This window comes from Micromonospora sp. ATCC 39149 (assembly GCF_000158815.1).
GTDB lineage: Bacteria > Actinomycetota > Actinomycetes > Mycobacteriales > Micromonosporaceae > Micromonospora.
This window is the reverse complement of the sequence record NZ_GG657738.1, coordinates 6614804-6636054: the sequence shown is the minus strand read 5'-3', so window position 1 is coordinate 6636054 and position 21251 is coordinate 6614804. Positions and strand designations below refer to the sequence as shown.

At 73.3% G+C, this 21251-nt stretch carries 17 protein-coding genes and 1 pseudogene; 10 read left to right on the top strand and 8 right to left on the bottom strand.

The features are described 5' to 3' along the window. Positions 1 to 3 precede the first annotated feature (3 nt). A complete protein-coding gene (locus MCAG_RS28635; RefSeq protein WP_007076433.1) occupies positions 4 to 297 on the top strand; it encodes a ferredoxin in 294 nt (97 codons plus the stop codon). Positions 298 to 347: 50 nt separating this feature from the next. Here the strand turns inward: MCAG_RS28635 and MCAG_RS28630 are convergent, their stop codons facing one another. From MCAG_RS28630 to MCAG_RS28620, 3 genes are all read right to left on the bottom strand, one after another. Continuing rightward, positions 348 to 920, bottom strand: a complete 573-nt coding sequence (locus MCAG_RS28630; protein ID WP_007076432.1) for a hypothetical protein — start codon at positions 918 to 920, stop codon at positions 348 to 350. After that, a complete protein-coding gene (locus MCAG_RS28625; RefSeq protein ID WP_007076431.1) occupies positions 917 to 1915 on the bottom strand; it encodes a tRNA (adenine-N1)-methyltransferase in 999 nt (332 codons plus the stop codon). The genes MCAG_RS28630 and MCAG_RS28625 overlap by 4 nt, the downstream gene beginning before the upstream one ends. Positions 1916 to 1980: 65 nt before the next feature. After that, on the bottom strand, positions 1981 to 3072 hold the full coding sequence (locus MCAG_RS28620) for a M50 family metallopeptidase (RefSeq protein ID WP_036378162.1): 1092 nt from the start codon (positions 3070 to 3072) through the stop codon (positions 1981 to 1983). 150 nt (positions 3073 to 3222) lie between these two features. Here MCAG_RS28620 and MCAG_RS28615 point away from each other — a divergent pair, with 150 nt between their 5' ends. From MCAG_RS28615 to MCAG_RS28595, 5 genes are all read left to right on the top strand, one after another. Beyond that, entirely contained in the window at positions 3223 to 4140 is a 918-nt protein-coding gene (locus tag MCAG_RS28615; protein WP_007076429.1) for a PD-(D/E)XK nuclease family protein, read from the top strand. A gap of 76 nt (positions 4141 to 4216) precedes the next feature. Then, complete coding sequence (locus tag MCAG_RS28610; RefSeq protein WP_007076428.1) at positions 4217 to 5413, top strand: sensor histidine kinase; 1197 nt, start codon at positions 4217 to 4219, stop codon at positions 5411 to 5413. Between the two features lie 52 nt (positions 5414 to 5465). After that, positions 5466 to 6155 (top strand): response regulator transcription factor, encoded by a 690-nt coding sequence (locus MCAG_RS28605; protein WP_007076427.1) that lies wholly within the window; start codon positions 5466 to 5468, stop codon positions 6153 to 6155. A gap of 207 nt (positions 6156 to 6362) precedes the next feature. Continuing rightward, on the top strand, positions 6363 to 7136 hold the full coding sequence (locus MCAG_RS28600; RefSeq protein WP_007076426.1) for an ABC transporter ATP-binding protein: 774 nt from the start codon (positions 6363 to 6365) through the stop codon (positions 7134 to 7136). After that, entirely contained in the window at positions 7136 to 9694 is a 2559-nt protein-coding gene (locus tag MCAG_RS28595) for an ABC transporter permease (RefSeq protein WP_007076425.1), read from the top strand. The genes MCAG_RS28600 and MCAG_RS28595 overlap by 1 nt, the downstream gene beginning before the upstream one ends. 147 nt (positions 9695 to 9841) lie before the next feature. On the opposite strand, the gene MCAG_RS28590 is transcribed toward MCAG_RS28595, so the two are convergent. The 3 genes from MCAG_RS28590 to MCAG_RS28580 all read right to left on the bottom strand — a co-directional run bounded on the left by MCAG_RS28590 (position 9842) and on the right by MCAG_RS28580 (position 12582). Then, positions 9842 to 10489, bottom strand: coding sequence for an HAD family phosphatase (locus MCAG_RS28590; RefSeq protein WP_036375668.1), 648 nt, complete (start codon positions 10487 to 10489; stop codon positions 9842 to 9844). Between the two features lie 118 nt (positions 10490 to 10607). After that, positions 10608 to 11357, bottom strand: coding sequence for a neutral zinc metallopeptidase (locus tag MCAG_RS28585; protein ID WP_007076423.1), 750 nt, complete (start codon positions 11355 to 11357; stop codon positions 10608 to 10610). Positions 11358 to 11475: 118 nt separating this feature from the next. Further along, complete coding sequence (locus MCAG_RS28580; protein WP_007076422.1) at positions 11476 to 12582, bottom strand: calcium:proton antiporter; 1107 nt, start codon at positions 12580 to 12582, stop codon at positions 11476 to 11478. Between the two features lie 109 nt (positions 12583 to 12691). Here MCAG_RS28580 and MCAG_RS35455 point away from each other — a divergent pair, with 109 nt between their 5' ends. Then, positions 12692 to 14053 carry a glycosyltransferase family 2 protein gene (locus tag MCAG_RS35455; RefSeq protein WP_007076421.1) on the top strand — a complete coding sequence of 454 codons (1362 nt, stop codon included), beginning with the start codon at positions 12692 to 12694 and terminating at the stop codon, positions 14051 to 14053. Between the two features lie 143 nt (positions 14054 to 14196). On the opposite strand, the pseudogene MCAG_RS35450 reads toward MCAG_RS35455, so the two are convergent. Next, positions 14197 to 14421: pseudogene (locus MCAG_RS35450) on the bottom strand (class I SAM-dependent methyltransferase); the annotation flags it as partial. Positions 14422 to 14821: 400 nt separating this feature from the next. Here MCAG_RS35450 and MCAG_RS28565 point away from each other — a divergent pair. Continuing rightward, positions 14822 to 15823, top strand: coding sequence for an RNA polymerase subunit sigma-70 (locus MCAG_RS28565; protein ID WP_369751345.1), 1002 nt, complete (start codon positions 14822 to 14824; stop codon positions 15821 to 15823). 184 nt (positions 15824 to 16007) lie between these two features. Next, positions 16008 to 16514, top strand: a complete 507-nt coding sequence (locus tag MCAG_RS28560; protein WP_007076418.1) for a DUF6069 family protein — start codon at positions 16008 to 16010, stop codon at positions 16512 to 16514. 64 nt (positions 16515 to 16578) lie between these two features. On the opposite strand, the gene metH is transcribed toward MCAG_RS28560, so the two are convergent. Further along, positions 16579 to 20094, bottom strand: coding sequence for a methionine synthase (metH, locus tag MCAG_RS28555; RefSeq protein WP_198141678.1), 3516 nt, complete (start codon positions 20092 to 20094; stop codon positions 16579 to 16581). A 268-nt stretch (positions 20095 to 20362) separates the two neighbouring features. On the opposite strand from metH, the gene MCAG_RS28550 reads away from it, so the two are divergent. Further along, the gene (locus MCAG_RS28550) at positions 20363 to 21232 is read left to right on the top strand and encodes a PAC2 family protein (protein ID WP_007076416.1); all 870 of its coding nucleotides are present in this window, start codon (positions 20363 to 20365) and stop codon (positions 21230 to 21232) included. The last annotated feature ends 19 nt before the right edge of the window (positions 21233 to 21251 follow it).

Sequence of the window (21251 nt, the reverse complement as noted above, 5' to 3'; positions counted from 1 at the left end):
CCGGTGAGCGAGGTCGCGACCGACCAGTTGCAGGTCTGGGTGGACCAGGACCTGTGCACGGGCGACGGCCTGTGCGTGCAGTACGCGCCGGAGGTCTTCGAGTTCGACGTCGACGGGCTGGCCTACGTCAAGGGCACCGACGGCGAGCTGCGGCTCGCGCCGGGCAGCCGGGTGGGGGTGCCCGAGCACCTGCGCCTGGAGGTGATCGACTCGGCGCGGGAGTGCCCGGGCGAGTGCATCCACGTGGTGCGCGGCGACGGCGTCGAGGTGGCCGGCCCGGACGCCACGGACGACTGAGCGCCCGGCTGCCCCGGCGGCCGGGGCTCGGCCCACCCGGCGGCCGGGGCTCAGAGCAGCGGCCGGCCGACCACCGAGGCCACCATCCGGGCGAACTCCTCCAGCCGCGCGATCTGCCCCGCCCCGCCGTCGTCGAGGGTCTTACCGAAGCGCAGCGCGTCGTGCCGGGGCACCCCGCCGATCTCGTCGCCGGGCGGCGCCTCGTCCAGCGAGGTGAGCAGCAGGTAGACGTCGATGCTGTCGACCCGGATCCCGCCGTCGTCGGTGCGGGTGAGCCGCCGCCGGCAGCCGACCTCGGTCACGGTGGAGACCGGCACGACCCGCAGCGACGAGGTCATCGACCCGGGCGGCCCCTCCCCCGGGGGCACGTCCTCGCCGTGCCAGAGCACGAGGCGGCTGCCGTCGCAGACCACCACCTCCTGCCACACGCCGTTGACCTCGTTGACGAACCGTTCGAGGGTGAAGCCGAGCACGGACGCGCCGCGCAGCACCCCGTCCAGGGCCTCCAGTGCGACGTCCGGGTCCCGCAGGTAGGCCCGCGCCGCCGATTCCAGCTCGGTGTAGGGCGACCAGTCGGGGAAGACCGCCGGCACGTCCTGACCGCCGAAGCCCGGCTGGCTCATCCGGCCTCCCCACGCTCCTCCGCCGCGTCGGGCAGCGCCCCGGCGGCCTGAGCGGCGGCGGCCTGCCGGGCCTCGGCGGCCGCGCGCAGCGCCTGCTTGCGTTCGGCGTACGCCTCGGCGCCCTTGCTGGGCTTGCGTCGCCGGGGCGGGGCGTTCACGCCGGGGGCGAGGCGGCGGGCCGAGACGAGGAACGCGGTGTGCGCGATCATCCGGTGGTCGGGGCGCACGGCGAGCCCCTCGGCGTGCCAGTCGCGCACCAGCGACTCCCAGGCGCGCGGCTCGGTCCAGCCGCCGCGCTCGCGCAGCGCCTCCACCAGCTCGGACAGCTGGGGGGTGGTGGCCACGTATCCGATGAACACCCCGCCGGGCAGCAGGGCCCGCTCCACCATGTCGAGGGTCTCCCAGGGGGTGAGCATGTCCAGGATGATCCGGTCGAAGCCGGTCTCCGGGCACGCCGCGACGTCGCCGACGTGCAGCCGCCACGCCGGGTGGGGGCCGTGAAAGAACGCCTCGACGTTGCGGCGGGCGATCTGGGCGAAGTCGTCGCGCAGCTCGTAGGAGTGCAGCTCGCCGGTGGTGCCGACGGCCCGCAGCAGGGAGCAGCTCAGCGCGCCGGAGCCGGCGCCGGCCTCCAGGACCTTCGCGCCGGGGAAGATGTCACCCATGGCGACGATCTGCGCCGAGTCCTTCGGATAGATCACCTGGGCGCCGCGAGGCATGGACAGCACGTAGTCCGACAGCAGGGGGCGTAGCGCGAGGAACGCGGTGCCCCCGCCGGAGGTGGTGACCACGCTGCCGTCGGGCAGCCCGATCAGGGCGTCGTGGGCGAGGATCCCGCGGTGGGTGTGGAACTCCTTGCCAGGCTCCAGGGTGACCGTGTGCATCCGCCCCTTCGGGTCGGTCAGCTGCACCCGGTCGCCGGGGCGGAACGGCCCCCTGCCATGGCGGAGGCCCGGGGCGCCGGACGCCGCGCCGTCGCCGGGGGCCGCCGGCAGGGGCGCCGGGGTGTCGGCGGATCCCGGCGCGCCGGGGTCGGCCGAGAGGGAGGAGGGATGTGCGGTCACGTGTTCATCTTCCGTTTGGGTTCCAGGAGCTGCGCCAGGTCCGCGATGTGCAGAACGCCGACGACATCTTCGCCTGCCGTCACGACGTACTGTGCGCCCGGGTGGGTCCGCACCGCCTCCATCACCCGTTCCCCGTCGAGGCCGGCCGGCAGGACCGGCAGGCCGGCCAGGGTGCGCGACACCGCGTCGACGGCGATCCAGGGCCGCCGTGCCGGCGGCACGGCGTCGGCGGCGACCGGGTCGACCAGGGCGACCGGCCGGCCGGCACCGTCGGCGACGGCGAGCGCGGCGTCGGGGCGGGCGCCCTCGGCACGGCGGCGCTGCGCCTCGGCCAGCGGGGTGCCGGTGGGCACCGCGAGGACCGGGCGGGCCAGCCGGCGCAGGTCGATCAGCGGGAACCGGCGGCTGATCCGGGCGAGACGAATGGACTGTCCCGCACCGCGCCACAGGGTGACCGCGACGAGCAGCATCAGCGGCAGGGCCAGGGGTGCCAGCAGCCGGTTGACCGTCAGCACGACCGCCAGCGCGGCGGTTCCGACGGCGACCGCCCGGCCGACCCAGCCGGCGACCTCGGTGCCGGTGTGTCGGTCGCGGGTGAGCGCCCACACCGCGGCCCGCAGCGCCCGGCCGCCGTCCAGCGGCAGCCCGGGCAGCAGGTTGAACAGCGCGACGATGACGTTGCTGAGCGCGAGCTGAAAGGCGAGCTGGTTGGCCAGGGTGCCGTCGGGCAGCGCCAGGGTGACGGCGACGGCGGCGACGCCGAGCACGGCGGAGACCGCCGGGCCGGCCAGCGACACCAGCAGGTCGACCCGGGGGCTGGGGGCGTCACGGTCCATCTCGGTGTACCCGCCGAGCAACTCCAGGGTGATCCCCCGCACGCCGATGCCGTACCGGCGTGCGGTGAGGGCGTGGCCGAGTTCGTGCAGCAGCACCGAGCCGAGCAGCGACACGACGAACCCGACCCCGATCAGGTACGCGCCGAGCTGGGACAGGTCGAGCTGGCGGCGGGCGAACTCGGCGTACGTCACGGTGACCAGCAGGGCCAGCAGCAGCATCGACCCGTTGAGGTGCAGGGGCACGCCGAACACCCGACCGACGGTGAGGCCGGGGCGGGCGGGTCGGCGGGGCGGGCGGTCGGTCTGCTGCTCCATCGTCCCGATGCTACGGACCCGGCGCGCACGATCACCTGTCGGAGCGGCGCGGTGGGCTTGTCGGACCGGTGGCCTAACCTTCCGGGCATGACGGCGGAACCGGTGATCGACCAGCAGCAGTCGCGGGCCACGGCGAAGGTGCCGGCGACGGTCCGGGCGTCGCTGTCGCCGTCACGGGCGGCCGACTTCAAGACCTGTCCGCTGCTCTACCGGTTCCGCAGCATCGACCGGCTGCCGGAGCGGCCCAGCGTGGAGCAGGTCCGGGGCACGCTGGTGCACGCGGTGCTGGAGCGGCTGTTCGACCTGCCGGCCGCCGGCCGCACCCCAGAGGCGGCCGGTGACCTGGTGGCCCCGCAGTGGGACCGGCTGGTCGCCGAGCAGCCGGAGTTGGCCGCCCTGTTCGACGCCGGTGACCCCGACGGCACGGCGGAGTTCCTGCGGTCGGCGGCCGGGCTGCTGGAGGGCTACTTCGCGGTCGAGGACCCGCGCCGGCTGGAGCCGGCCGAGCGAGAGGCGTTGATCTCCGCGGTGGTCGATGACGAACTGCTGATCCGAGGCTACCTGGACCGCCTAGACGTGGCCCCGGACGGGGCGCTGCGGGTGGTCGACTACAAGACCGGCGGCGCGCCCCGGGAGGCGTTCGAGGCGCGGGCGCTGTTCCAGCTCAAGTTCTACGCGTTGGTGCTGTGGCGCACGCGCGGCGTGGTGCCCCGGGTATTGCGGCTGCTCTACCTCAAGGACGCGGAGGTCTGCGACTACACCCCGGACGCCGAGGAGTTGGCGCGCTTCGAGCGCACCGTGGTGGCGCTGTGGCAGGCGATCGAGGCGGCCACGGCCCGGCAGGACTTCCGGCCCCGGCCGAGCCGGCTGTGCGACTGGTGCAACCACCGGGCGCTGTGCCCGAGCTTCGGCGGCACCCCGCCGCCGTTCCCGGCCCCGGCTGCCGCGGCGGACCCACTGGTCGACGCCCGGTCCCGGCCCAGCCCGCCCGGGGCGGACGAGTGAGCCTCCTCCCTGAGGAGGAGACCGGGTTCACCATCGGCGACGACCGATCGCGACCGGCGGCGGCTAGCGTTCCGGTATGACCGCAGGGCCGAAGGCGTTGCTGCGCCGCCACCCGCTGGCCGCCGACGTGCTCCTCGCCGTCGCCGTGGTGCTGGTGGACGCCGTCTTCGTGCTGCTCACCCCGGTGCATTTGCGGCCCGGCCCGCTGCCGGCCGCGATGGGTTGGAGTGTGCTCTGCGCCGCCCCGGTGGCGCTGCGCCGGGTGGCGCCGTGGCCGGCGGTGGTCGCCGCCGTGGCCACCCTTGCGGTGCCGGCGGGGCTCGGGCAGGCCCCGGCCACGCAGAGCCTCACCTTCATGGCGTTGACGTACACGATGGCGGCGCACCACCCGGCCCGCCCCGCGGCGCTGTCCGCCGTGGCGCTGTGGACGCCGGTGATGGTGGCCAACGTCCTCGTCCCGGTCGCCGACGCGGTCTTCGAGGTCGGCCCGGCCTACCTGGTGCTCAACAACCTGCTCGTCGCCGTGGTGGCGTACGCGGTGGGTCGGGCGGTGCACGCCCGCCGTGCCTCCACCGAGGCGCTGCGGGAGCGGGCCCGGGTGGCCGAGCAGAACCAGCGTTCCCTGGCCGAGCAGGCGGTCGCCGACGAGCGGCGGCGCATCGCCCGGGAGCTGCACGACGTGGTGGCCCACCACGTGAGCGTGATGGGGGTCCTCGCCACCGGCGCCCGGCGGGTGCTGCGCCGCGACCCGGACGCCGCCGACGAGGCGATCGCCACCATCGAGGACACCGGCCGGGCCACCCTGCGGGAGCTACGCCGGCTGCTGGACGTGCTGCGCACCGACGCCGAACCGGCCGCCGACCTGGCCCCCCAGCCCGGCCTGGCCGGCATCGAGGGGCTGGTGGAGCAGGTACGCGAGGCCGGGCTGCCGGTGACGCTGCGCGTCGAGGGCGTGCCGGGGTCGCTGGAGGAGGGCGTGGCGTTGACCGTCTACCGGATCGTGCAGGAGGCGCTGACCAACGCCCTCAAGCACGCCGGGAAGGCGACGGCCGTGGTCCGGTTGACGTTCGGCGCGGCGTTCCTGGCCGTGGAGGTCACCGACACCGGCCGGGGGCCGGTGCCGGGTTCGGGCCGAATCGGGCACGGGCTGGTGGGCATGCGGGAGCGGGTCGGCCTCTACGGCGGGACGCTGCGCATCGGGGCCCGGCCCGGCGGAGGCTACCGGGTGTACGCGAGGATTCCGGTGGAGCAGCTCGGGACGGCTTCGGCGTGACCGGGCCGCGCCACGACCAGCCGGGCGGGGCCGGCGTGACGGGGGGATCCAGATGACCGGAGAGGGCACGACGCCGCCGCGGCCGGTGCGGATCCTGCTCGCCGACGACCAGCCGCTGCTGCGTACCGGCTTCCGCATGGTGCTGGGCTCCGAGGACGGGCTGGACATCGTGGCCGAGGCCGGCGACGGGGTGGAGGCGGTGGAGCTGTCCCGCCGGCTGCTGCCCGACGTGGTGCTGATGGACATCCGGATGCCCCGGATGGACGGGGTGGCCGCGACCCGGGCCATCGTCGACGCCCGGCTGCCGGTGCGGGTGCTGATCCTGACCACCTTCGACCTCGACGAGTACGTGGTGGGGGCGCTACGCGCCGGGGCCAGCGGCTTCCTGGCCAAGGACGTGCCGGCGGAGGACCTCATCACCGCCATCCGCACCGTCGCCGCCGGGGACGCGGTGGTCGCCCCGCGGATCCTCAAGCGGCTGCTGGACCGCTTCGCCGACGCGCTGCCCGACCCGGCGGCGACCCCGCCGAAGGCGCTCAACGCGCTCACCGAGCGCGAGCGGGAGGTGCTCGTGCAGGTGGCGCGGGGGTTGTCCAACGCGGAGATCGCCCGCGAGTTGACGGTCAGCGAGACGACCGTGAAGACCCACGTCGGGCACGTGCTGACCAAGCTGGGGTTGCGCGACCGGGTGCAGGCCGTGGTGTTCGCGTACGAGTCGGGTCTGGTGCGCCCCCGGGCCTAGCCGGCGGGCCCGGGGCCAGGTGCGCGTACCGCGTAGCGGTCAGGGGCAACCCTGAGCCGGCATCGGGGCCCACCCGCAGCGGGAAATCCGCCTGGGCTCCCCCCGGAGTCGGAGGGTTCGGTGCCGCGGGGGGCCGAGGATGAGCACATGCCCGCACCGGGCCAGCGGGGGCCGGTGCGGACCCAGCCCGAGGAAGAGGTAGATGACGTGACCGCGACGACAGGCCGCCAGGATCGGGCCGCGGCCCGCGCAAGCGACGTGTGGAAGGTGTACGGCAGCGGCGAGGCTCAGGTCGTCGCGCTGCGGGGGGTGAGCGCCGAGTTCGAGCGGGGCCAGTTCACGGCGATCATGGGCCCGTCCGGGTCGGGCAAGTCGACGTTGATGCACTGCCTGGCCGGCCTGGACTCGGTCACTAGGGGCACGGTGTCGATCGGCGACACGACGGTGACCGGGCTCGGCGACGCCGGGCTGACGAAGCTGCGCCGCGACAAGGTGGGCTTCATCTTCCAGCAGTTCAACCTGCTGCCGACGCTGACGGCGAAGGAGAACATCCTGCTGCCGTTGTCGATCGCCGGGCGCCGGCCGGACCCGGTCTGGTACGACGTCGTGATCGACACGGTGGGGCTGCGCGACCGGCTCGACCACCGCCCGGCGCAGCTCTCCGGCGGCCAGCAGCAGCGGGTGGCGTGCGCGCGGGCGCTGGTCGCCCGCCCCGAGGTGATCTTCGCCGACGAGCCGACGGGCAACCTGGACTCCCGCTCCGGTGCGGAGGTGCTGAACTTCCTGCGCAACTCGGTGCGCGAGCACGGCCAGACGATCGTCATGGTGACCCACGACCCGACGGCCGCCGCGTACGCCGACCGGGTGGTGTTCCTCGCCGACGGCGAGATCGTGTCGGAGCTGATCGAGCCGACCGCCGACACGGTGCTGGACACCATGAAGAAGCTCGACCTGCCCGCCACCACCGAGGTGGGCAACTGATGTTCCGAGCGACCCTGAAGAGCCTGTTGGCGCGCAAGGTGCGCCTGGTGCTGTCCGGCCTGGCCGTGGTGCTCGGCGTCATGTTCGTCTCCGGCGCGTTCGTGCTCACCGACACCCTCGGCCGGTCCTTCGACGCGGTCTTCGCCGACGCGTTCGAGGGCGTCGACGTCAACGTCGCCGCGAAGCCGAAACTCGTGGTGGGTGAGGCCGAGGGCGAGCAGGTGTCCCCGCCGTTCGGCGCGGACGTGGTGGACCGGGTGCGGGCGGTGCCCGGGGTGGCGTCGGCCACGGGCGTGGTCAGCGCCGACGGGGCCCGGCTCATCGGCAGCAACGGCAAGGCGATCACTTCGTTCGGCCCGCCCCAGCTCGGGGAGAACTGGACCGGCGAGAGCGACGTGGTGCGGCTGCGCGAGGGGCGTGCCCCGCAGGCCGACGACGAGATCGTGGTGAACGCGGCCCTCGCGACGGCCGCCAAGGTCAAGGTGGGTGACCGGGTCGGGGCGCTGACCGCGTTCGAGTCCAAGCGCCGTGACTTCACCCTGGTCGGCATCTTCGGCTACAGCGGCGGCCGGGACTCCATCGGCGGGGTCAACCAGATCGCGTTCACCACGCCCACCGCCCAGCGGCTGATGCTCGGCAAGCCCGGCACCTTCAACAGCGTAACCGTGCAGGCCGCCGACGGGGTGCGCCCGGAGGCGGTACGCGACGACGTGGCCCGCGCCCTGGGCGCCGGCTACGACGTCAAGACCGGCGAGGAACTCTCCGCCGCCGCCTCGGCCAGCCTCAAGGAGGGGCTGTCCTTCTTCAACAAAGTGCTGCTCGGCTTCGCCGCGGTGGCGCTGCTGGTGGGCACGTTCCTGATCCTCAACACCTTCTCGATCATCGTGGCGCAGCGGACCCGGGAGTTGGCCCTGATGCGGGCCATCGGCGCCAGCGGGGGGCAGATCATCGGCTCGGTGGTGCTGGAGGCACTCGCGATCGGATTGGTCGCCTCGGTCCTCGGGCTCGGCGCGGGCATCGGAGTGGGTGCCCTGCTGGCCTGGGCGTTCGGCAGGTTCGCTGGCGGGCTGTCGCTGGCCGGGATCGGCGTGCCACCGATGGCGGTGCTCAGCGCGTTCGCCGTCGGCATGCTGATCACGGTGGTCGCGGCGTTGCTGCCGGCGCTGCGGGCGTCGCGCATCCCGCCGATCGCGGCGATGCAGGACGTGGCCACCCCGGACCGGCCGCTCACGAAGATCACGGTCTCCGGCGCCGTGGTCACCACCCTCGGCGGCGGGCTGCTGGCCCTCGGGCTGACCGGCAACGCCGGCGGGTCCACGCTGATGGTGATCCTGGGCGGGGTGCTGTTCACGTTCATCGGGGTGGCGCTGCTGACCCCGCTGATCAGCCGGCCGGTGGTGTCGCTGCTCGGCGCGCTGTTCGCCTGGTCGGTGCCGGGCCGGCTGGGCCGGCTGAACTCGGGGCGCAACCCGCGCCGCACGGCGATCACCGCTGCCGCGCTGATGGTCGGTATCGCCCTGGTGACCGGGGTGACGGTGCTCCTCGACTCGGCCAAGTCGAGCATCTCGGCCACGGCGGAACGCATCGTCGACGCGCAGTTGGTGATTTCCGGGGAGCAGACCGGGCCCCGGCCGCCGACGTTCGATCCGTCGGTGGTGGACCGGGCCGCCGCGTTGCCGGGGGTGGACGCGGTGCTGGGCGTGTACAACGACAACGCGGTCGTCGACGGCGACCCGAAATACGTGGTGGCCCTGACCGACCTGGCCGCGATGGCCCGGATCTACGGCACCGTCGCGCAGTCGGGCACGATCGCCACGCTAGGGCCGGACCAGGTGGCGCTGAGCGTCTCCGGCGCGAAGGAGCTGGGCAAGTCGGTGGGTGACCGGTTGACCGCGCAGTTCGCCCGGGGTGAGGGGCCGCACACATACACGGTGACGGCGGTCCTGCCCGACGAGAGGTCCATCGGGTCGATCATCCTGCCGGAACAGGCGGGGGCGGAGTTCACCAACCCGCAGCCGTTCTCGGCGCTGGTGCGGCTGAGCGCGGGCACGCCGGTGTCGCAGGTGCAGCCGCAGCTCGACTCGCTGGTCGCCGACAACCCGGAGGTGTCGGTGGCCGACCGGGCCAGCTACATCAAGCAGCAGACCAGCGTCTTCGACACGCTGCTCACGATGATCCAGATCCTGCTGGCGCTGGCCATCGTGATCGCGGTGTTGGGCATCGTCAACACCCTGGCGCTGTCGGTGCTGGAGCGCACCCGGGAGCTGGGGCTGCTGCGGGCGATCGGGCTGCGCCGGGCGCAGACCATGCGGATGATCACCGTGGAGGCCGTGGTGATCTCCGTGTTCGGCGCGCTGCTCGGCGTCGCGGTCGGCACCGGGCTCGGCGCGGCGGTGGTCCGGGCCCTGAAGGACGAGGGGATCACCGACCTGGTGCTGCCCTGGTCGCAGATGGGGATCTTCCTCGGGCTGGCCGCGCTGATCGGGATGATCGCGGCGGCGCTGCCGGCGGTCCGCGCCGCCCGGATCAACGTGCTGGGCGCCATCGCCCACGACTGACGCGGGGCAAGGAGGGGTCCCCTGCCGACGCCTACGGCGTAGCAGGGGACCCCTCCTAACCCGTCCGCGAGCACCCGATCGCGTTCACCGACGACGGCTCGCTGATCCTCACCGCCGGCTGAGGGGGTCCGGGCGGGCCGCCGGAGGTCAGGCCGGCGGCCCGCCGAGCAGGGCGGCGAGCAACTCCAGGTCCGCGCCGGTCAGGCTCTCCATCTGGTGTACGCCGTCGGCCGCCGCGATCGGCACCTCCGCCGGCACCGCCAGCACGGCCGCACCCGCGGCGAGGGCGCTGGCCACCCCGGTCGGGGAGTCCTCGATCGCCACACAACGGGCGATGGGCACGCCAAGCAGCCGGGCGGCCGTCAGGTACGGCTCCGGGTGCGGCTTCGCCGCGTCGACCTCGTCGCCGCAGACCACCGCGTCGAAGCTGTCCCGGCCCAGGGTGTCCAGCGCCACCTCCACCAGCGGCCGGCGGCTGGAGGTCACCAGGGCGGTCGGGATGCCCGCCGCCCGGACCGCCCGCAGCAGCGCCAGCGCGCCGGGCCGCCAGCGCAGCCCGGTGCGGAACAGCTCCAGGATCCGGGCGTCGATCCACGCCGCGCTGGTCAGCGGGTCACGCGTCGGCTGGCCGAGGTCGTCGTGCAGGATCCGCATCGCCTCGGCCATGCTCGTGCCGATCATCGCCCTACGGCCGGCGTCGGAGAGGGTGGCGCCGTACTCGGCCGCGAGTTCGCGCAGGGCGACGTCCCACAGCTTCTCGCTGTCGACCAGGGTGCCGTCCATGTCGAAGAGCACGGCGGCCGGATGGTGGCTGCTCAGTGGGTCCTCCAGGGGTCGCGGGGGCGACCCGATCCTCTCAGCCGGCCCGCTCCGCCGGACCCGGGCCCCTGCCGGGGCCGGCCAGGCCCCACTGTCAGCCCAGGTTGCAGGCCGACAGGCCCGACTCGTACCCGCGGAAGAAGGAGTCGGAGCGCTGCTCGGCGGTGCCGTGCGCCCCCTCGGCGAACCACGGCTGGTCGGGGTCGTCGCCGACGGCGAGCAGCCCTTCCCGGAACTCCTCGAGGTCGCCGTCCTCCAGCCGCAGCTGCCCGGCCTCGATCGAGCCGCCGATGTACGCCCCGGCCATGCAGTCGGCCTGCAACTCCTGCTGGATGGTGAAACTGGCGCGGATGCCGAGGCGCACCTGGATGCCGTGGGCGTACTCGTGGCCGAGCAGGTAGTACAGGAACGCGTCGCCGACCTGCCGGAAGGCCGCGACCGACCAGTTGACGTCGTAGGCGATGAAGTCGCCCGCCGAGCAGTACACCGCGTTGTTGCGGGGCAGCGCCTGCCCGGCGCAGGCGACCTCGCCCTCCCGCTGGTACGGCACGACCCGCCGCACCGGCTGGAACCGCCGGCCCGATGCCCGGAACTGCGCGGCCCAGTAGATCTCGGCCTTGTCCACGGCGACGGTCATGTCCTCCTTGAACTCGGCCACACTGGTGGTGCCGTCGGCGCGGGTCCGCTCGGCCTGCGGCGAGGTGGGTTGGCGGGTCGACTGGGGCAGGGGCCGCTGCGGCTCGCCCTCGTTCACCCCGCCGACCACACAGCCGCCGGCCAGCACCAACGCGGCCACCAGACCGACCAGCGATCCACCCGGTCGACGTCCCGAGCGTGCCGTCACAGCGCCTCCCCGGCTCCTCCTCGCCGGTTTCTACCCCGGCTCCCCGCCGATCATGCCCGGCCGGCGGTACGGTGACCATCCCCGGCCACGATCAACGGCGAACGCGCCGCCAGTGGGGTCAGGGGCTGGCGGCGAGGAAGACGAACGCGGCCAGCAGGACCAGGTGCACGCCGCCCTGCAACAGGGTGGCCCGCCCCGGCACCACGGTCAGCACGCCGGCGACGACGGTCAGCGCCAGCAGGGCCAGCTGGGTGCCGCCCAGCCCGAGCAGCAGCGGCCCGTCGAGCCAGATCGAGGCGATCGCGATGGCGGGGATGGTCAGCCCGATGCTGGCCATGGCCGACCCGAGGGCAAGGTTGAGGCTGATCTGCACCCGGTCGCGCCGCGCGGCGCGGGCCGCGGCGAGGGTCTCCGGCAGCAGCACCAGCAGCGCGATCACGACGCCGACGAACGACTGCGGCAAATTCGCCGCCGACACCCCGGCCTCGATCGCCGGGGACACCATCTTCGCGAGGCCCACCACGGCGATCAGCGCCACCAGCAGCATCACCAGGCTGGCCAGTGCGGCACCGGCCGACGGGGGGTCGGCGTGCCCGTCGGCGTCGGCGTCGGCGACCGTCCCGTCCGCGGTGACGGGCAGGAAATAGTCGCGGTGCCGGCCGGTCTGCACCAGCACGAACAGCCCGTACAGGGCGAGCGACGCCACGGCGGCGAAGGCGAGCTGCGGCGGGGAGAACTCGGGGCCGGGCCGGCTGGTGGTGAAGGTCGGCACCACCAGGCTGAGAGTGGCCAGGGTCGCCACGGTGGCCAGGGCCCCGCCGGTGCCCTCGGGGTTGAACACCGCGACCCGGCGGCGCAGGGCCCCGAGCAGCAGGGACAGGCCGAGAATGCCGTTGCAGGTGATCATTACGGCGGCGAAGACCGTGTCCCGGGCCAGCGCCTGCGTCTTGTCCCCGCCGCTGATCATCAGGGTGACGATCAGGGCCACCTCGATCACCGTGACCGCGACGGCGAGGACCAGTGAGCCGAACGGCTCCCCCACCTTGTGGGCGACCACCTCCGCGTGGTGCACGGCCGCGAGCACCGCCCCGGCGAGGAACGTGGCAACCACACCTACGACCAGCGGGGGCAGCTCCCTGCCCCAGGTCAGAGCCAGGATCACCACGGCCAGCACGGGCACGGTGAGGGTCCAGTCGGTGACGCGCGAACGGAGAAGGGCGGCCATGGCGTCAACCGTGCCAGAAGTCGCGATCATCTCCCATATTTCGGGATGTCGCCGGCCCCGCGCCGCGCCGCCGCGGCGGGCAGTCTTCGGCGTACGTGGATGCCCGACAATGACGCCCGGCGATGCCGGAACGCCGCAGCGGGCCGCGTCTTCCCGCACTACGAAGTCATCTGCCGCCGCACCACTGATCTCAGTCATCGTCCCCGCCTACAACCGTTCGCCGCTGCTGCGCGGCACCCTGGCCGCGCTCGCCGGCCAGCGGATGCCCACCGAGCGCTACGAGGTGGTCGTCGCCGACGACGGCTCCACCGACGACACCCCGCAGATCGTCGACGCGTTCACCGACCGGCTCTGCCTGCGCTACCACTTCCAGCCCGACCTCGGCTTCCGCGCCGCCGCCGCCCGCAACGCCGGCACCCGGCTCGCAGCCGGCGGCATCCTCGCGTTCGTCGACACCGGCGTGCTGCCCGGCCCCGACTTCCTCGCCGCCCACGCCCGACCCGGGCCAACCCGCGCCGTCCTCGGCTACACCTACGGCTACCGGCCCGACGACCCCACCCCCGGCCTGGAGGCCGCAACCCGCGACCGCAGCCCGGAGGAGATCGTCCGCGCCTTCGGCACCCTTGCCTCCTTTTGGGACGGCCGGCACGCCACGTTCGCCAGCACCGCCTTCGACCTGTCCCGCGTCCCCCTGACCTGGCAGCTCCGCGCCCTCGACGTCACCGCGGAACTGGCCCGGCTGCGCGACACCGTGCCACCCGGCGCGCGGATCGCCGTGTTCGGCTGCGGCGGCGAACTGCCGGCCGGGTTTCCGCCCGCCCACCTGTTCGACTACGACGAGACGCTGCTCGCCCGGCTCCCCGGCGACCCGGCGCGCCCCGCCCGCCACGCCCTCGACATCCGCACCGTCCTGCCCGACGACGCCGTCGACGTCGTCCTGCTGACCTCCCGGATGACCCCGCTGTGGCGGCGCTGGCGTGCCCACCTCCTCGCCGAGGCCCCCGCATCGGCCGCTCGGTGCAGGGGCCGCTGGTGCAGGCGCCCGCCGCCGCGTCGAACGCCACCGGCTGACCGGCCCCACACCCGCCCTGGTCCCGCCGGCCGGCCCCGTGCCGTCCGGCCGGACACTCGGTCGGACGGTCATTCCCCCGAGCCGGGCACCCGCCAGATCATCAGCTCCGTGTCCGGCACCCGCTCCGCGAAGCAACCCGTCGGCGAGGACGCCCTGAGCAACGCCCGCAGATCGGCGTCGAACTCCGCCAGCCGCGCCCCGAACAGGTGCGGCGCCCCGTCCGACCGCGAATGCACCCACGCCACCACGTCGTCGACCGACCGCCACGCCACCGCGCGGGAGCGCACCCGCAACCGCGTCGGGCCGGCGAACCCCGCCCCGGCCAGGACCAGCGCCTCGCCGCCCGGCGTCCCGTGTGGCAGCAACCCGCGACCGGCCCGCCGTACCGGCCCCAGGTAGCGGCGCACCAGCTCGGCGACCGCCGCGTACGGGGGCACCGGATGCGGCAACCCCGCCGTCGACACCGGCTCCTTGGCGTCGCTGACGTGCACGAACGCCCCGCCCGGCAGCAACATCCCCCGCACCGTGGCGGCGACCGAGTCCCGCACCGTCCAGTGGAACGACTGCGCGAACACCACCGCCCGGAACCGGCCCAACCCGGCGGGCAGGTCCTCCGCCCGCGCCCGTACCCACCGGACGTTGCCCACGCCGTCGCGCGCGGCCCGCAGCCGCGCCCGCGCCAGCATCCCGGCGTCGGGATCCACCCCCACCGCCTCGGCGAACCACCCGGCCAGCGGCACCGTCACCGTCCCCGGGCCGCACCCCACGTCCAGCAACCGCCCCAAGCCGTCCAGGCCGAGCGCGTTCGCCAGGGCCGCCGCGAAACCCTCCGCGTACGGCAGCCGGCCTCGCTCGTAGTACGCGGCGGCGCCCTCGAAGAGGGACTCGTCCCACACCCAGCCGTCCGCCACGCCGGCACTCTACCGCCCGAAACGCGAGCCGCCCCGCGACGCCCGGCCCGCCGCGTCACATGGCGTTGCTCGCGGCCGGGTTGCGTGCCGGCGGGCAAGGTGGAATGCCATGGGTGTACCAGGTCCTCGCCGACCTGATTCGCCGACACCGACCGGATCGGTCACTGGATCAGCCATGCCGACCGACCCTGGTGATGAGTTGTCGCGCCCGTACCCGTCACACCTACGACGGGACACGGCGAGGCGGAAGGATGACGTGATGGGTGCGGACACGCGGCTGGAGGAACTGGGCGTGAGCGGTCTGGGCGAGGTCGACGAGCCGGCGTTTTCTGGGCTGGCGGAGCGGCACCGACGGGAGCTGCACGTGCACTGCTACCGGATGCTCGGGTCGTTCGAGGACGCCGAGGACACCGTGCAGGAGACATTCCTCCGTGCCTGGCGGCGGCGGGAGACCTTCGAGGGGCGGTCGACGTTCCGGGCCTGGCTGTACCGGATCGCCACCAACGCCTGCCTGGACCTGCTCGCCAAGCGCCGGCCGGAGCCCGCGACCGGCGGCGAGGTGCCGTGGCTGCAGCCCTACCCGGACCGGCTGCTCGACGAGCTGCCCGCGGGCTATGCGGACGAGCCGGAGACCGTCGCCGTCGCGCGGGAGACGATCGAGCTGGCGTACCTGGTCGCGGTCCAGCACCTCGCGCCGCGACCGCGGGCCGTGCTGATCCTGCGGGACGTGCTCGGCTGGCCGGCGAAGGACGTCGCGGAGTTCCTCGGGGACTCCGTCAACTCCGTGAACAGCGCGCTGCAGCGGGCGCGCGCCGGCATGCGGGAGCACCTGCCCGCCGAGCGGCAGGACTGGACCGGCGGTGAGGAGGACGCAGGGACGCGCGAGCTGGTGCGCCGATTTACCGACGCGAGCGTAGCCACGGACGTCGACGTGCTCGCTGCCCTGCTACGGGACGACGTCCGCTGCTCGATGCCGCCCACGCCGGGCCTGTGCGTCGGCCGCGACGCGGTGGTGAACAGTTGGGTCGAGGATGGCTTCGAGGGCATGACGGGCCTGCGCGGCATCCGCACCTCCGTCAACCGGCAGCCCGCCGTCGCCTTCTACATCTGGCAGGAGCGCGAAGACGCGTACCTGCCATTGACGATCGACGTCCTGCGCGTCACCAGCGGGGCGATCACCGAGATCTTCATGTTTCACGACGACCAGTTCCCGCGGCTCGGGCTGCCGGAGCGCCTACCGGCGGACGGCACGGAGTAGCCCCGGTGTGGACGCTCGCGCTGCGCGGTGGCGCACGTGTCGCGGTGGTCGCGGCGCAGTGGTGAAACGCGTCCGGCGTCGTCACCCCCAGGCGGGTGCAGGGCGCATCGTCACCCCAGGGCCAGGACCGTCACATGCCAGTCAACGCACCCCGTACGCCAGTTGCCGATGATGGAGGAACGACATGCACAGCATGAATGACACCGGGATCGTCCCAGGCCCGGCATCGGGCCAGACGAGCCACACCCACCGACTCCGCGGGCTCGCCGGCACCGGCTTCATTGCCACGCTCGCAGCGACGGTGGTCACCACCCTCGCCGCTGCGCTTGCCCAGGCCGTCGGCGTCGACTTCGAGGTCCCCGATGGTGGCGAGACGATACCGTTGTCCGGGTTCGCCGTGGTGACCGGCTTCTTCTCGGTCGTGGGCATCGTCATTGCCGTGGCTCTTCTTCGTTGGAGCGCTCGCCCCGCCAAACGATTCGTGTGGACGGCAGTGTCGCTGACCGCGATCTCGTTGGTCCCGCCCCTCCTCTCCGGAGCAGAAACCGCCGCCACCACCGCCCTCCTCGGGCTACACCTCGTCCCTGCGACGGTGATGATCCCCATCCTGGCGCGATGCCTGCGCACCGGACCGATTGACGATCCCGCAACAGGACAACGTGCGGCGCAAGGGCGTACGCGAGCGCACTGACGTGGCCCCTCCGGTGCTGCGACCCTCCTTTCCGGGTCGGCCGCAGGTCAGAGCGCTCACGGCGTCACTTGGCGTTGAAGTAGTTCGCCTCCGGATGGTGCACCACGATCGCGTCGGTCGCCTGCTCCGGCACCAGCTGGAACTCCTCCGACAGCTCCACCCCGATCCGGTCGGCGCCCAGCAGGTCCACGATCTTCGCCCGGTCCTCCAGGTCCGGGCAGGCCGGGTAGCCGAACGCGTACCGGCAGCCCCGGTAGTCGGTGCGCAGCAAGCCCGCCAGGTCCGCCGGATCGTCGTCGCCCACCGTACGGCCGCCCGGCAGCGTCAGCTCCGCCCGGATCCGCCGGTGCCAGTACTCCGCCAGCGCCTCCGTGAGCTGCACCGACAGGCCGTGCACCTCCAGGTAGTCACGGTAGGCGTTGCCGGCGAACATCTTCGCCGTGTACTCGCTGATCGGCTGCCCGACGGTCACCAACTGCAACGCCACCACGTCGAGCCGGTCGCCCTTCGGCCGGAAGAAGTCGGCCAGACACAGCCGCCGCTCCTGCCGCTGCCTCGGGAACGAGAACCGAGCCCGCTCGGCGTGCCCGTTCTCGTCCAGCACCACCAGGTCGTTGCCCTCCGAGTACGCCGGGAAGTACCCGTACACCACGGCCGCCTCGAGGACCTTGTCGGCGGTCAGCCGGTCCAGCCAGTACCGCAGCCGGGGCCGACCCTCGCTCTCCACCAATTCCTCGTACGATGGGCCCTTGCCGCCCCGCGCGCCCCGCAGCCCCCACTGCCCCAGGAACGTCGCCCGCTCGTCGAGCAGCGCCGCGTACTCCGCCAGCGGCAGGCCCTTCACCACCCGGGTGCCGAAGAACGGCGGCGTCGGCACCTCCACGTCGACCGCCACGTCCGAACGCACCGACGCGTCGTTCAGCCCCGGCAGCGCCTCGCCGACCATCGCCCGCTGCCGCTCGCGACGCTGCCGGCGCGCCGCCAGGGCCGCCTCCCGCTGCGGGTCCACCACTGGCGCGCCACCCCGCTTGGCCGTCATCACCCGCTCCATCAGCGACAGCCCCTCGAAGGCGTCCCGGGCGTAGTGAACCTGGCCGGGGAACATCGCCCGCAGGTCGTCCTCCACGTACGCCCGGGTCAGCGCCGCCCCGCCGAGCAGCACCGGCCAGCGCTGCGCGACCCCGCGCTCGGCCATCTCGGCCAGGTTCTCCTTCATGATGACCGTGCTCTTGACCAGCAGCCCCGACATCCCGATCGCGTCGGCCCGGTGCTGCTCGGCCGCATCGAGGATCGCGTTGATCGGCTGCTTGATGCCGATGTTGACGACCTCGTAGCCGTTGTTGGACAGGATGATGTCCACCAGGTTCTTGCCGATGTCGTGCACGTCGCCCTTGACGGTGGCCAGCACGATCCGGCCCTTGCCGCCGTCGTCGGCCTTCTCCATGTGCGGCTCCAGGTAGGCCACCGCCGTTTTCATCACCTCGGCCGACTGGAGCACGAACGGCAGTTGCATCTGGCCCGAGCCGAACAGCTCCCCGACCACCTTCATGCCGTCCAGCAGCAGTTCGTTGATGATCGACAGTGGTGACCTGCCCCCGGCCATCGCCGCGTCGAGGTCGGCCTCCAGGCCGTTGCGCTCGCCGTCGACGATTCGCCGCCGCAGCCGCTCGTCCAGCGGCAGCGCCGCCAACTCCTCCGCCCGGGTCGCCCGCGCCGAGGAGGCGTCCACCCCCTCGAAGACCTCGATAAACCGCTGCACCGGGTCGTAGCCCTCGCGGCGCCGGTCGTAGACCAGGTCCAGGGCGATCTCGCGCTGCTCCTGCGGGATCTTCGACATCGGCAGGATCTTGCTGGCGTGCACGATCGCTGACGTCAGCCCCGCCTGCACGCACTCGTGCAGGAAGACCGAGTTGAGCACCTGCCGGGCCGCCGGGTTCAGCCCGAACGACACGTTCGAGATGCCCAGCGTGAAGTTCACCCCCGGCCAACGGCGGGCGATTTCCCGGATCGCCTCGATCGTGGCGATGCCGTCGCGCCGGGTCTCCTCCTGCCCGGTGGCGATCGGGAAGGTCAGCGCGTCGATCAGGATGTCCGCCCGGCGCAGCCCCCACCGACCGGTCAGATCCTCGATCAGCCGCTGCGCGACCCGCACCTTCCACTCCGTTGTGCGGGCCTGGCCCTCCTCGTCGATGAGCAGCGCCACCACCGCCGCCCCGTGCTCGGCGATGACCGGCATCACCCGGGCGTAACGGGAACCCGGCCCGTCGCCGTCCTCGAAGTTGACCGAGTTGACCACGCAGCGCCCGCCGAGCATCTCCAGCCCGGCCTCGATGACCTGCGGCTCGGTCGAGTCCAGCATGATCGGCAACGTGGACGCGGTGGCGAACCGCCCGGCCAGTTCCCGCATGTCCCGGGTGCCGTCGCGGCCAACGTAGTCCACGCACAGGTCCAGCAGGTGCGAGCCGTCCCGGGCCTGGCTGCGGGCGATCTCCACACATGCCTGCCAGTCACCGGCCAGCATCGCCTCGCGGAACGCCTTCGAGCCGTTGGCGTTGGTCCGCTCCCCCACCATCAGCACGCTGGCGTCCTGGGCGAACGGCACGTGGTGGTAGATCGAGGAGACCCCGGCGTCGGCGCGCGGCTCGCGGGTGCCCGGCCGCACCCCGTGCAGCCGCTCGGCGACCATCCGAATGTGCTCCGGGGTCGTCCCACAGCACCCGCCGACCAGCGCCACCCCGTACTCGGCGACGAACCGCTCCAGCGCGTCGGCCAGTTCCACCGGGGTCAGCGGGTACACCGCGCCGTCGGCGGTGAGCTGCGGCAGGCCGGCGTTCGGCATCACCGACAGCGGCACCCGGGCGTGCTGGGACAGGTAGCGCAGGTGCTCGCTCATCTCCGCCGGCCCCGTCGCGCAGTTGAGCCCGATCAGGTCGATGCCCAGCGGCTCCAGGGCGGTCAGCGCCGCGCCGATCTCGCTGCCCAGCAGCATCGTGCCGGTGGTCTCCACGGTGACGTGGCAGATCAGCGGCGCGCTCTGCCCGGCCTCGGCCATGGCCCGGCGGGACCCGACCACCGCCGCCTTCACCTGGAGCAGGTCCTGGCACGTCTCGATGATCAACGCGTCCGCCCCGCCAGCGAGCAGGCCGGCCGCGTTCTCCTGGTACGCGTCGCGCAGCGTCGCGTACGCGGCGTGCCCGAGGGTGGGCAGCTTCGTGCCCGGGCCGATGGCGCCGAGCACGAACCGGGGCCGTTCGGCGGTGCTCCACGCGTCGGCGGCCCGGCGGGCGATTCGCGCGCCCGTCTCGGACAGCTCCCTGATCCGGTGCTGGAGGTCGTACTCAGCGAGGTTGGCCAGGTTCGCGCCGAAGGTGTTCGTCTCGACGCAGTCCGCGCCGGCCGCCAGGTAGGCGTCGTGCACCCCATGGATCACGTCCGGGCGTGTGACGTTGAGGATCTCGTTGCAGCCCTCGTGCCCCTCGAAGTCGTCCAGGGTCAGGTCGGCTGCCTGAAGCATCGTCGCCATCGCGCCGTCGGCGACGATGATCCGGTCTGACAGCACATCCAGCAACGAAGTCCGCACAGAACTTAGGGTAGTGCGAGGAGTCACGGAGGGGTGACCCCCGGCTCGGGCTCTCCCAATGTGTCGGCCGGGTCACACCACCGGCGGCGGGACGCGTCGGCCGCGCCCGGGGGCCCGCCGGCCGGACCGGCGCGGCCGACGGGCCGCATCCGGCCCCGACACGTAGGCTGGCGGACGTGAAGGACATCAGGGACGCCACCGGGCCCGGCGGGCGGACGACCGGGCCGCAGCCCGGGGCCGCCCGCCGACGACAGGGTGAGGTGACGGCATGACCGAGTTCGACGGGCTGCCGGTGCTGCGGTCCCCCGTGGCCATCGCCGCTTTCGAGGGCTGGAACGACGCCGCGGACGCGTCGACCGCGGCCGTCGAGCACCTGGAGCAGGTCTGGCAGGCGCGGCAGGTCACCGAGCTGGACCCGGAGGACTTCTACGACTTCCAGGTCAGCCGGCCGACGATCACGATGGCCGACGGCGAGACCCGCCGGGTCGAGTGGCCCACCACCCGTTTCATGGTGGCCAGCCCGGAGGGCACCGAGCGGGACGTGGTGCTGATCCGGGGCATCGAGCCGAGCATGCGCTGGCGCACGTTCTGCGAGCAGGTGCTGGAGATCTGCCACAGCCTGGAGGTCGAGCGGGTGGTGCTGCTCGGCGCGCTGCTGGCCGACGTGCCGTACACCCGGCCACTGCCGATCAGCGGCAGCGCCTCGGACGCGGAGGCGGCCCGGCGCTACCAGCTCACCCCCACCCGGTACGACGGCCCCACCGGGATCGTCGGGGTGCTGCACGACGCCTGCACCCGCGCCGAGGTCGACGCGGTCTCGTTCTGGGTGCACGTGCCGCACTACGCCAACAACCCGCCCTGCCCCAAGGCCACCCTCGCGCTGCTACACCGGGTCGAGGAGGTGCTCGACCTGCCGGTGCCGATGACCGACCTGGCGGAGGAGGCGGCGGAGTGGGAGCAGCGGGTGCGCGGGGCCGCCGAGCAGGACGCCGAGCTCGGCGAGTACGTGCGCGAGCTGGAGGAACGCGTCGGCGACGCGGGCATCACCCCGCTGACCGGGGACGAGATCGCCCAGGAGTTCGAGAAGTACCTGCGCCGACGTGGCGGTTCGGCCGGCCCTACCGCCGGTTCCTGGTAGTAACCACCTGCTTGTCCTG